General features: G+C 68.7%; 12 protein-coding genes. All 12 read right to left on the bottom strand.

Annotation, left to right across the window (positions count from 1 at the left end):
* Nucleotides 1-573: 573 nt before the first annotated feature.
* The gene (locus tag VKA86_01550; protein HKK69872.1) at nt 574-1,995 is read right to left on the bottom strand and encodes an SdrD B-like domain-containing protein; all 1,422 of its coding nucleotides are present in this window, start codon (nt 1,993-1,995) and stop codon (nt 574-576) included.
* A 192-nt stretch (nt 1,996-2,187) separates the two neighbouring features.
* Complete coding sequence (locus VKA86_01555) at nt 2,188-3,546, bottom strand: FlgD immunoglobulin-like domain containing protein (GenBank protein ID HKK69873.1); 1,359 nt, start codon at nt 3,544-3,546, stop codon at nt 2,188-2,190.
* 147 nt (nt 3,547-3,693) lie between these two features.
* Nucleotides 3,694-4,560, bottom strand: a complete 867-nt coding sequence (locus tag VKA86_01560; GenBank protein HKK69874.1) for a choice-of-anchor V domain-containing protein — start codon at nt 4,558-4,560, stop codon at nt 3,694-3,696.
* 7 nt (nt 4,561-4,567) lie between these two features.
* On the bottom strand, nt 4,568-5,053 hold the full coding sequence (locus VKA86_01565; GenBank protein HKK69875.1) for a hypothetical protein: 486 nt from the start codon (nt 5,051-5,053) through the stop codon (nt 4,568-4,570).
* Entirely contained in the window at nt 5,050-5,667 is a 618-nt protein-coding gene (locus VKA86_01570) for a YceI family protein (protein ID HKK69876.1), read from the bottom strand. Before VKA86_01570 ends, VKA86_01565 begins: the two co-directional genes overlap by 4 nt.
* Nucleotides 5,668-5,693: 26 nt before the next feature.
* Entirely contained in the window at nt 5,694-6,815 is a 1,122-nt protein-coding gene (locus tag VKA86_01575; protein HKK69877.1) for a hypothetical protein, read from the bottom strand.
* A 74-nt stretch (nt 6,816-6,889) separates the two neighbouring features.
* Complete coding sequence (locus tag VKA86_01580) at nt 6,890-8,086, bottom strand: hypothetical protein (GenBank protein ID HKK69878.1); 1,197 nt, start codon at nt 8,084-8,086, stop codon at nt 6,890-6,892.
* A gap of 145 nt (nt 8,087-8,231) precedes the next feature.
* Entirely contained in the window at nt 8,232-8,462 is a 231-nt protein-coding gene (locus VKA86_01585; protein ID HKK69879.1) for a DUF2892 domain-containing protein, read from the bottom strand.
* Between the two features lie 177 nt (nt 8,463-8,639).
* Nucleotides 8,640-9,320 (bottom strand): Crp/Fnr family transcriptional regulator, encoded by a 681-nt coding sequence (locus tag VKA86_01590; protein ID HKK69880.1) that lies wholly within the window; start codon nt 9,318-9,320, stop codon nt 8,640-8,642.
* 139 nt (nt 9,321-9,459) lie between these two features.
* Entirely contained in the window at nt 9,460-9,663 is a 204-nt protein-coding gene (locus VKA86_01595; GenBank protein ID HKK69881.1) for a DUF2892 domain-containing protein, read from the bottom strand.
* A gap of 210 nt (nt 9,664-9,873) precedes the next feature.
* Entirely contained in the window at nt 9,874-11,286 is a 1,413-nt protein-coding gene (locus VKA86_01600; protein ID HKK69882.1) for an SdrD B-like domain-containing protein, read from the bottom strand.
* A 297-nt stretch (nt 11,287-11,583) separates the two neighbouring features.
* Nucleotides 11,584-12,123: HNH endonuclease signature motif containing protein (locus tag VKA86_01605; GenBank protein ID HKK69883.1), on the bottom strand; the 540-nt coding region annotated here is incomplete at its 5' end.

Below are 12,123 nucleotides of genomic sequence, written 5' to 3' on the forward strand. Positions count from 1 at the left end.
CGCCCGACCGCCCAACGCCGGAATCGCGCCTACGAAAACCCTGTCAAGCCCCTCGCGAACAAAGCTGTGGATGCTTGTTGCGGAATCGCGGTCCGGCGTCAACGACGCCCGCCGGAAACGCCGTGCACGTTCCGCCGTTCCACCGTTCCACCGTTTCGAAGCGGAACATCCACAACCCTTTCGCCCCACTCCGACGCCCCGCCTACAGACAACCCCATACTTCCGACGCGGAACATCCCCGCGACTCGCGCCCCACTCGCCCCGCGACCACACCAGCCCTGCCGACGCGGAACATCCCCAAGGATCGTACGCCGTCCATCACCCGAGGAAGCCGTACCCTCCACCGCGACACACCCCAACGATCGCATCCCGACGGCTGACCGAGGGAAGCCACGCTCCCACCACTGAACATCCCCACCTTCCGGGCACCGCCCACATCCTCCAATCCCCAACGCCGAAGGCCCCACCCGAAACCGAGCGAGGCCTTCGAAGAAACCCGACGCATCCGGCAACTCCGAACCGTCGTCCGAATCGTCGTCTAGTCGTCGTCCGAACCGTCGTCCGAATCGTCGTCTAGTCGTCGTCCGAGTCGTCGTCGTCGTCATCGTCCCAGTCGTCGTCATCCGAATCATCGTCGTCATCGGAGTCCTCGTCGGAATCATCGTCCGAATCGTCGTCGCCGCGATCATCGTCGCCGCGACCGCCGTCGCCGCGATCGTCGTCGCCGTGCTCGAACTCCGTTCGACGGTCGACGTCGATCCGCACGCCGAGCACCTCGAACCAGACCAGGCGGCCGTTGCCGTCGACCTCGACGCGGGCGACGCGGCCCTCCACCTCGTGCCGGTCGTCGGGGTCGTCGCAGTCGACGTCGTCGACGCGCAATCCGGAACCGTCCGCGCCGACGTAGTCGCCGTCGACCTCGGCGAAGTCGCCCACGGTGAAGTCGAACACCGAATCGAACGCGCAGTCGTCGAGCCAGTCGTCGTCGCGGCTCATGGCGTCGTTCACCGACAGCACGACACCCATCACACCCAGGGTGCCGGCGGAGGCGTCGACGGAGGTCACGGGGCCTTCGAGGTCCCACTCGAAGTCCTCGTGATCCCACTCGACCTCGCGGGCGAGGAAGCGGCCGGTGTCCGTGTCGTACCATCCGTCGACCTCGACGTGATCGCCGACCTCGACGAGCGAACCCGAGCCACTGTCCGACGCCCGGAACCCGAAGTCGGCACCGAGATAGTCGACCACGCCACCGTCGGCATCGGTCGCCAGCAGCACCTGGATCGAACCGGCACCGGTCGACTGCAAGCCCGATCCGTCCATCTCGCGCACGGTGTACGCGCCGGCATCGAGTCCGTCGAAGCGGTAGGTTCCGTCGGCGGCGCTGGTCGTCAGCACGGGGCCGAATCCGTTGCCGCGCAGCTCGACGGTCACGCCGCCGATGCCGCGCTCGCCGCCGTCCAACGTGCCATCCGCATCGCGGTCGGCGAAGACGGTGCCCCCGATGCTGCCTCCGGATTCGGACATGGCGAAGTCCACGCGCGCGACGAAGGCCACGGACACGTCACCACCGGTCTCGAAGCGCAGGGTGCGCGATTCACTGGACTCGCCCACGGCCCACACGGCGTCGCCGTCGGCGAACGCCAGATCGAAGGACGCGCCCGCACCCGTCTCGCCGTTGTCCGCGCCGGCCACGGTCACGCCGGACGGATCGAGGCTCACGAGAGTGAGCGTGGCGGGAACGGGCACGGACGCGTCGCCGTCGTTGATCACGGTGAAGTCGGCGACCAGAGCGCCGCCGTCGCTGCGGACGTCGTCGCCGCGCAGGGTGAAGGCGGTGACCCCGGCCCCGCCCTGCGCGCGCAGGAAGACGGGACCGGAGCCGACATCGCCGCTGCCGATCGCGGTGCGGGCCACCGCGGTGTCGTTCGTGGTGCCGGTCGGCGAGTCGGAATCACATCCCGCCGCGGTCAGGGCGACCGCGAACGCGAGAGCCACAGAAGTCAACGAGGGTCGTCGGAACAACATGGTGCCAGTACCTCTGGTCGGAGTGACCCCGATGCGGTGCACCGGGACAGGGCGATGCTTCTGCACCAGAGGTGCGCGCGGCGCGAGACGATGATACACCCGGATGCACGAAGGCCCCGGTCCAGGTGGACCGAGGCCTCGCGCGCGGGCGCCTCACCGCGTCTACCGCACCAGGACCATGCGAATGGTCTCGGTCGTCGACCCGGCCCGGAGGCGGGCGTGATAGACCCCCGATGCGGCGAGACCTCCCCCGTCACCGCGACCGTCCCACACGACCCGGTGCTCGCCGGCCTCGATCCGGCCTTCGAGCAGGGTCCTCACGTGACGGCCGCGAGCGTCGAAGACGTCCAACTGCGCGTCGGCCACGGCAGGAATCGTGAACCGGACCGACGTCCGTGGATTGAAGGGATTCGGGGCCACCGTCAGGTCCAACGCACGTACCGGTGGCGCCGAGGTCGAGATGTTCGTCGGTGTCAGCAGGACGACGGCGTTGGTGTCCGTCGAGGGATCGAACGCGGTCGTGTACACACGGCGCTGGTCGTCGATGAAGCCCAGGTCGACCGACCAGTCCGAGAACGCGGGCTCGAGCAAGGACTCGTAGTCGTTCACGAGCGTGTCCTCGGATCGGAACAGAATGCCGCCCGACGCCGACACGTCGCCCTGATCGTTGTTGTCGTAGAAGCCCACGAAGCGCGACGGCAGTTGCGCGGGATTCAAACGGATGTAGGCGTCGGTGTCGTTGTGCAGGTAGGTGAGGTAGTTCTCGGTCACGACCGAGGCCAGGTTCGCCGCGACCACGGCTTCGTCCTGGTCGTTCACGGCGAAAGCGATCACGTCGGTGAAACCCACGGTGCCCACCGGATCGGGAAGGCCGAGTTCGGTGATCTCACCGGTGCCGAGATCCATGCGCAGCCCACCACCGACGATCACGTCGTTGTCGTTGATGTCGCGCACGGTGGCCTGGAAGCCCATGGACCCGAGATCGACCGGATCCACGGTGGTCGACAACAACGTCGTCGGCCCGCCCTGGAAGCCCTGGATGCGCGACCAGCCGACGATGGTGCCGGCGTTGTTGATCGCGACGGCCTGGCCGCCGTTCGTCGCACGATCGGAACCGGCGGCGAAGACGGTCGCCGGGACGGCCAGCACTTCGACCGTGTAGCCGCCGCCGGGCTGCGGCGTCCACACGGCTGGTTCTCCCAGGTCGAAGGGGAGCCCACCGTCGTGCACCATCCCGACGACCACGCCGGCGTCGTTGACGTCGAGCGCCGAGCCGGTCAGGTAGCCACTGGGAAGGGGCAGCGTGGTCACGCCGTCTTCGAGAGTGGCGAGGAAGGGCTGCAGGAAGCCGGCGACCACCTGATCGCCGACGAAGTGTCCGGCGTCACTCGCTCCGCGAAGGGTGGTCGTGGTCTCGTAGGTGAACACGACGTCCAGGCGGTAGCTCGGGACGACGGCGCGGGCGGAATGTGCCGAGAGGCACAGAAGGGCGAGAAGGAGAAGGGTTCGCGTTCGATTCATGGCGATCCGATCATGGTCTGGGCACGAGGCCACTCAGGGGACACGAGGCTCGGGTCGTCGGGGACGGGCGCGAATGGTCCCGCTCGGACGGGCGACCCGACGGTTTCGGCCGGGAAGAAAAGGGACGACGGAGGCCGGACCGGCGCTTCATTCGGCCAGCGTCATGCTTCGCGAGAGGACGTCGCCGCCGACGATCAATCGTGTGCGGTAGACGCCCGAGGCCACCGGCGCGCCCGCGTCGTCGCGGCCGTTCCACGTGACCTCGTGCCGGCCCGGCGTGCGCGGGCCGTCGACGAGCGTCCGGACGCGCCGGCCGCGCAGGTCGACGATCTCCAACCGCACCGATTCGCCGCGGTCGAGTTCGAAGCGGATCTGCGTGCTCGGGTTGAAGGGATTGGGGACGTTCGTGAGCAAGCGCGCGTCGGCCACGGCCGGCGGGGCGGACGTCGCGGCCGCCTCTTCGAAGGTGATGCTACTGTTGTAGATCCGGTCGCCGGAGGTGGAGAAGTTGCCGTTCGCGGCGTTGCCCGCGAACCACAGTGTGACCGCACCCGTGCCCTCGGCAGGTGCGACCCAGTCGAAACTCCACTCGTTCGAAGCGGTCTGGCCGAGGGCCGTTCCACTCGACGTGTGCTTGACGTACTCGCGGCCCGTGCCCGCGGTCGAGGTCTGGGTGTTGGTGTCGACCGACACGAGATCGCCGGTGGCAGCGTTCGCGGCGTCCAACGACGTCAGCTCGAATCCCCAGCGCGAAGCGTCGGGATCGGACAGGGCCACGCGCAGCCGATAGGTCTGCCCGGGCTCGTACCCCTCGGCGGGGCCGTCGAGCACGGTGAGCGTGCCGGACCCGGAGTTCAACGGGAAGGACGCGTGGCAGGCGGTGCAGGTCCCTTCACCGGGCGCACCGGTGCGACCGTCGGGTGGTCCGCCCGAGAAGGCGTGCACCATCGACGGCACCACCAGGCTCAGACCGAGAAGGGCGAAGAACGGGAATCGGAGATGTCCGGGTACCATGCCTCGTTCACTCCGTGGAGGGGGAGAGAGAACCGGAAGGATCGGGATCGAACGCGCCGTCGGGAGCACCGGCCAGGATCCAGGCCTCGATCAGGGCGATCGAGTCGGCGCCGAGGGGCGGACCGCCCGCCGGCATCAGAGGCCCGTACACTCCGGTGTCGGTGATCTTGTTGAACAGGACGGAAGCGGACGGATCGCCCGGGTCGATGCGCGGCGCCTGGTAGCTGGGCGACGTGACGCCCACCAGGTTCGAGTGACTCTCGCCAGCCCGAAGATCCAGGCCACCGTTGCCGTTGGCCCCGTGACACGCCGGGCCGCAGCTCGCGTCGAAGATCGGCTGGACGTCGTCGGCGAAGGTCGTCTCCGTGGGGTCGGGATCGGGGTCGCTGCCGCCCGGATCCACGGGATCGCCGTCATCGGAACAACCGGCCAGTCCCGCGAGGCCGGCCACGAACAGAAGGGGGAGCCATCGATCGGGTCGGAAGAAGGTCATCGGGTCACCTCGGAATCGCCGGGGATCGCCACCAGCTCGAGCTGGACGTCCTGTTCCTCGGCGAGCTTCATCATGAGGAACTTCGGGCGGGGAATGTCGTGCTCGGAGAGCACCACGGGAAAGCGGGTCTCGACGGTCATCGAGCCGTCGTCGCGATGCGCGATGGTCACGGCCAGGTTCCGCTCGCGCGTCACCCCGTGCAACGTGAAGGTGCCGGGCAGTTCGAGGATCGTGCTACCTCCGCTCGGAATCGCCGCGGGCCACGTCGCGCCGTCGCTCTCGCCCTCGAAGACGGCCACGGGGAATTCGTCGGTGTGCAGGTGGTTGTCGCGCATGTGACGGTTGCGCAGGCCGATCCCGGTGTCGAGCGAGGCCATGTCGACCTCGACGCGCCAACGCGCGCCCGACCGCAGGTCGGCCAGGTCGACCTCGATCCATCCCCGCACTTCATCGGTGGAACCGTCGAAGCTCTCGACGGTGGCCTCGGAGTGGAACCGGACCTCGTTCGGCTCACCGGGTTCGATCCGGTAGCGCGTGGCCGCGCCCGTTGCCGGACGGACCGCGACGAACGCGAGGCCGACACAACAGGCGAGATAGAGAAGGACACGGGGCATGGACATCACCGGACCGGGAAGGGGGATCAGAAGAGGAAGTGCAAGACCATGTCGCCCCGGACCCGGTCGTCCTCGTCGACGGCCGGGCCGGAGTCGGGGTCCTCGAAGCGTGCCAGGGCCTGGATGCCGACGAAGGGCGTGAACAGGGCGTCGAAGCCGACCCCCCAACGCTGCCGCGTTCCCGACTCGAGATCGCGGTCGGGGTCGTGGAAGTCGTGCTGGAGAAGAACCGTCCACCCCTGGTGCACGGTCCAGGCGAGCTGTTGCGAGACGATCCATTCGTCCCGGTCGTCGGCCGCACGCACCGCGTCGAGCTGACCGAGCCACGTGGCCGGCCCCAGGTTCACCGCGCCGAAGGCACCCACGGCGGTGCGATCTCCCGCGCGTTGCTGCCGCCGCAGCGCCGAGCCGCCGAGTGCCACGTCGACCGATCCGAAACTCTGCCGCTCGACCGCGCGCACCGCCCAGCTCTCGCCCACCTCACCACCGCCCGCTTGCAACGACGCGCTCAACTGCAGACTTCCCGGTGAGACCCCGAGCTCGAGCCCCGAGTCCTCCCAGGCCACCGGACTGGGTTCACCTTCGGTGGCCAACAGGTGACGGCGCGTGAAGATCTGGTGATCGGCGAAGCGCCACCCGTAGGCGGGAACGAAGCGGCCGGCCTTCAACCATCCCTGCCACGGCAGGACCCGCGCCAGACCCCACGCCTCGCTGCGACGACCGTTGCCGACGTCGACGGCCACCGAGGTGCGTTCGTCCATCTGCAGTACCACGTGCACGTCGGACTGCATGGTCAGGAACCGACTCGGGTCGGCATCGTCGTCCGATCCGGTCGTCAACAGGCGCAGGTCGGCACCCACCGTGAGATGATCACCGATCGAAGGGGAGATCGACTCCGCGGCCGATTCGGGATCGCTGCGCCAGACCAGCTCCGCCGGGACCAGGTACTGCGTGGCGTAGGCCGAGCGCAGCCCTCCTCCCGTGGGATCGTGGTGGCACAGGTTGCAGTCCTGCCCGTAGGCGGCTGCGTATCGAGGGAGGGCCCGGGCCTCGCCGGGGCCCACCAGCCCACCGGCGAGGAACGCCAGTCCGACCAGCAGTCTCCGGACGAGACCGCTGGTCGAGAGGCGTCGAGCGACGAGAGGCATGGTGTCTTCGCTCCCCGGGAAACGAGAAGGCGGACCGCTCGTGACGGCCCGCGGGAACTGGAACGGACCGTCGATCAGCGCGACGAGAAGTCGTCGGGCGCGACGGTGAACCACACGCCGTTCACGCCGTCACCGTTGCGCTGGCCCGGACCCGTGTCCCCGCCGAAGTAGTACAGCGGTCGACCGCGATAGGTGGATTGCATGGTTCCGTCGGACCGCTCGAACTCGCCGAGGTCGTCGGAGTCCAGCAACGACGGCAGGTCGTCGTCGGTCGCGTGGAAGACCGGCCAGTTCTGCAGACAGGTGGCCGAAGTGCAGGCCGACACCGGGTCGTTCGTCCCGTCGCCCGGGGTGTCCTGCGTGAACCAGTAGAGCGTGAGTCCCGCGTCGTCGGCCAGGTACAGCCCCGGCGAGTCGTCCCCGCTGTCCATGACCACGACGTCGTGGAAGTCGTCGTCGTCGGGCACCGCGTACCAGATGTCGTTCACGCCGTCGCCCCGGACGTCGCCCGGCGCCGCGTCGCTGGCGAACTCGTAGAGCGGCCAACCCCGGAACGTGGTCTGCATCGAGCCGTCGCTGCGCATGAACCGGCCGAAGTCCGAACCGTCGAACTCCGAGGTCGTGATCACGGGGTCGGCGTCGAAGACCGGCCAGACGTCGAGGCAGCCGTCCACACAGTTGCTCGTCGGATCGCCTCCGGAGCTACCGGGAACGTCGCGCGAGAAGTAGTACAGCGAGCGCCCCTGGGCATCGATCAACCGCCCGCCGAGAGCGTCGTCGTTGGCCTGCATCACCGTGTAGAAGGGCTCGGTGAGCACGTACCAGACATCGTTGAAGTCATCACCCTCGGTGTCGCCCGGGGCGTCGTCGTTCGCGAAGTAGTACAGGGGCCAGCCCTTGTACGTGGTCTGCTTCGCGCCATCCGCACGGACGATTTCGCCGAAGTCCGAAGCCGACAGGTCCGCGCCCGCCTCGATCTCGTCGGCATGGAAGATCGGCCACAGATCCGCGCACCCACCGACACAGTTGCTGACCGCCGCGCTCGCCCCGTCGGCCGGCAGGTCGCGCGCGAAGTAGTAGAGCGTGCGCCCGTCGCCGTCGGTGAGGATGCGGCCGAGCTCGGGGTCGTCGGACAGCTCGACGGCGGCCGTCGTGCCATCGGTCGGTCCGGTACCGCCCGGAGAGTCGTCGTCATCGTCGTCACACGCAGCGAGCGTGGTCAGACCTACGGTCAACATCATGACGAAAAGGGCCGGCCGCAGGAGGCGCAAGGATCGTCGGAATCGGGGAGAAGGACACGGCATGGTGGAACTCCTTCGGAAGAATCGTCGGGGATCGTCGCGAACGGCACGACCGGCCCGGGCCCATACAAGGTACCCGGCGACCGGCCGCGTGATACAGATGCATCAGACTCTTCTACGAACTCCCCGCCCGGCCGGGACCACCGCCGGCCTGATTCGTCTGCCGCGGCGCACAGGTGCTCGCCCGGAACGGCAGGTACACGGGACAGCGGCCGACCAGACCCGTGACCAGCGGGATCGCCCCGAGCGCGCCCCACCAGCTGCTGAACGCCACTCCCGCGGCGAGAGCCGCGATCCCGACGACGATCCGAAGTCCTCGATCGATTCCACCGACGTTGCAGTTCATGACGGTCTCCTTCTCCGGTGCTCCCGACTCGGCAGCCGGTCCGGTTCGAGGGGAGAACGGGTCCGCGACCCGACGCCCGCGACCCGACGTCCGCAACGATATGCACCACCCCACGGCTGGACCGTGACCACGGTCACCGAACCCGAGTTTCGGTCGGAATCGTCGGGAAGGGGCCGATCAGGGCTCGGCGCGCGTCCGTAGCCCGGCTGGGTCGGACACGGCGATGCGTCGGCGACCGAGCTCGATCAGCCCGTCGCGCTCCAGCGCCGAGAGCACGCGGCTGACCGGTTCACGCGTGCTGCCGAGCTCGTCGGCGACCTCCTGGTGGGAGAGCGCGAGAGGAGTTCCATGGCGCGCCCCTGCTCGCTCGAGCAGCCACGCGGCCACGCGTTGTTCCAGGCGGCGGAAAGTGACGCTCTCGACCAGCGCCATGACCTCGTGCAGGCGCGTCGACAACGAGGCGAACACCAGACCACGCAAGGCCGAAGAGCGCTGGACCAGGTCCTCGAAGCGGCCCACCGGCAACGCGACGGCCCGGGTGGGTTCCTCGGTCCGGCCTTCCGCCGGATAGACGGTCTGGCCGAGCGCGCAGGTCGTGGTGAAGACGCACAGCTCGCCCGGCTCCACCCGGTAGAGCAGGATCTCACGGGCACCGCCGTCCCCGGCGGTGACGCGAACGCTTCCGTCGGTCAGCCACAGGAAGTCCTGACACTGTGCCCCGGGGTCGAACACCGTGGATCCGGCCTCGAGACCAACGGCTCGGGCCGCCGCGACGAAGTCCGCGCGCTCGCCCGCATCCATGGCGCGCAGGGCCGGAAACCGGTGGATCAGATGCGCGAATTCGGCGTCGGAGATCATGGATGCCCGGCGGAGGGAGTGGACCGTGTGCTCCAGGCTAGACATGCAGGCACGAAACGGTCAAGCACCCCGGCTCGACCCGTCGACGACGCGCTCGCGATGGGCCCCGGAATGGCCTTCGACGACGCCGACGCCGGCCCTATCCGTGCGTCTGCGGCGGTTGATGGTGCGCGGTGCCGGTTCCGAACACCTTGTACACAGGACACCACCGGAACAAGCCCGTCACCAGCGGAATCAGTCCGATCGCGCCCCACCACGAGCCATACCAGAGACCGAGCGCGATGAGCACGATCCCGACGACGATCCGTAACCACTGATCGGTGCGACCAACGTTGGTGCGCATGGAAGTCCCTCCATTCGAGGTCGAGTGACCGTGTCGAGCGGACGCGGCACGCGGAGCCTTCGCCTGGCACGCCGCGCTCGACGCACACGATCGCAGTGACTTCCCCCGGCCGACCATCGGGTGAAGTCCCGAACCCCGTCCCGGGGAACGAGAGCGCCCCGCCCGGAAAGTCCGGACGGGGCGCAGATCCCATTGGATCCGAACGACGCGCTAGCGGTCGTCGTCGTCGTCATCGTCGTCGTCGTGGTCCTCGTCGTCGTCATCGTCGTCATCGTCGTCGTCGTCATCGTCGTCGTGCCGGTCGTCGTCGAAATCCGTCCGAGCGGTGACCTCGACACGCAGGCCGAAGACGGTGAAGGCGGTCAACTCGCCGTCGATGTCGCGCTCGACCTCTTCGACGGTGCCGTGGACCTTCTCCTTGTCGCCGTTCCAGCACATGACGCGGGTGGCGTCGTAGACCGTGTCGGTCGAGTCCGTCGCGGCCATGGCCACGCCGTCGCCCCACACGCGGGCGCGCTCGCCGACCTCGAAATCGAGCGCCGGGCGGTCCTGGCAGTCATCGGCCGGGCCGCCGCCGCTGGCCTCCAGATCGGTCACGTCGAAATGCACGCCCATCACGGTGAGCACCGACATCTCGGTGTCGACCATGGTGACCGGGCCACGGACCTCGGACGGATCGTCGTGCTCGTGGCGCTCGCGGTCGACCTCGTAGGCCACGATGCGGTAGGGATCCTCGTAGAAGCGACCGGTGACCTCGACGAAGTCGCCGACCTCGAGCATCCCGCCCATCGGCGGATCGACCTGCCGGAAGACACCGAAGTCGGCGCCGAGGTAGTCACCGACCTCACCCTCGGCGTTCTCGGTGAGCAGGACCTGGATCTCGGTCGCCGTCGTCGGCGCGCCGTGCGGACTCGAGTCGAAGCGAACGGTATAGGCGCCGGTGTCCAGACCGTCGAAGCGGTAGGTGCCATCGAGTTCGGTGCGCGTGGTGCGCGTCGCGATGTTCGCACCGCTCAGCTCGACCATCGCGGCGGGCACGCCGTCTTCCTCGGCGTCGTACACGCCGTCTTCGTCGCGGTCGTCGAACACGGTGCCGCCGATGCTGCCGCCGTCGGCCATCATCTCGACGTCGATCCGTGCGACGAAGGCGATCGACACGCCCTGGTCCACGCCGAAGTCCAGCGTGACGGGCATCGATTCCTCACCGACGTCCCACTGCATGTCCTCGCCCTCGAACGCGAGGTCGAAGGACGCGCCCGCGCCGGCCTCACCGTTGTCGGCGCCGGCCACGGTCACGGTGTCGGGGTCGATGCTGCTCAACGTGAGCACCGCGGGCAGGGCGACGGCCTCGTCGCCGTCGTTGATCGCGACCACGTCGACCGACAGCGTGCCGTCCTCGTAGCGCAGGTTCTCGCCACGCAGGAGGAAGGCCATGTTCGATCCGTCGTGCCCGCTGGCGCGCAGGAAGAAGGGACCGGAACCGACGTCGCCGCTGCCGATGGCGGTGCGGGCGGCCGTCTCGGCACCGGAGTTCCCGGTCGGATTGTCGGAGTCGCAGCCGGCCACCAGACCGACCGCGGCGAGCATCGCGAATACGGTGAATCTCTGGAGTCGTCGAAGCATGAGTCGGGACCTCGGGGTTCGGGCGAACGCGGACCGGCGCGAGCCTGGGGACCGACCGTTCGAGACAGCGCACAGTCTAACAGACTGCGCCGCGGACGAGCATGGAAGATCGGCGCGACCGGCACCGACGAACACCGGGGCCGGCCCCAGACCGGAGGTGGGGCGGGCGAGTGCGCTCCCCCACCGCGAACCCCCGGCGCGGGACCCTCTTCCCCGAGGCTTCGGCCGCAGACCCTCCACGCTGTTGCCTCCTGGCGACTCGCGCGCTCTCAGCGCCCCACTCCCCACGCGGTGGCGTCAGTGCGAACCCGAGGACTCGGAGTCCCGATGCAGAGGCGTCCACACCTCCGGAATCGCTTTCTGACCACGTCCCGTCCCGAACACGCGCTCGCCCACCCGCCGGTTGTGCCGCGCACAGAGCACCCGGAGGTTCTTCGCCTTGTGCGACCCACCCAACGCGAAGGGCCGGACGTGGTCGATCTGCAGATTGCGCGTGGCCGCACACCGCGTGCCGTCGCCGGCGACGTAGCTGCAGCGATGCCCGTCGCGCTCGAAGACCGCGGCACGCGTGGCGGCCGGCACGTGGCGCGAGCGAGGACGGGGTGACGAAGGGTCGTTCGGTGTGTCGGTCGGGGTCTCGCTTCCGGCCTCATCCGTGGTCTTGCTCTCTCGGCTGGACTTCGTCCGTCGCCTGGGCTTCTTCTTCGCCAGGTAGAACGAGACCAGCTCGTTGAAGGCGTCCTCGAGCGACATGCCCGTCGGCAGCTTCCGCGCCAGGATCGCCTTGGCCTGCTCGAAGGACTCGTAGTCCTCGGCGGTGAGGCTGAAGCTCAGCGA

The sequence above is a fragment of the Candidatus Krumholzibacteriia bacterium genome, assembly GCA_035268685.1.
Taxonomy (GTDB): Bacteria; Krumholzibacteriota; Krumholzibacteriia; order JAJRXK01; family JAJRXK01; genus JAJRXK01.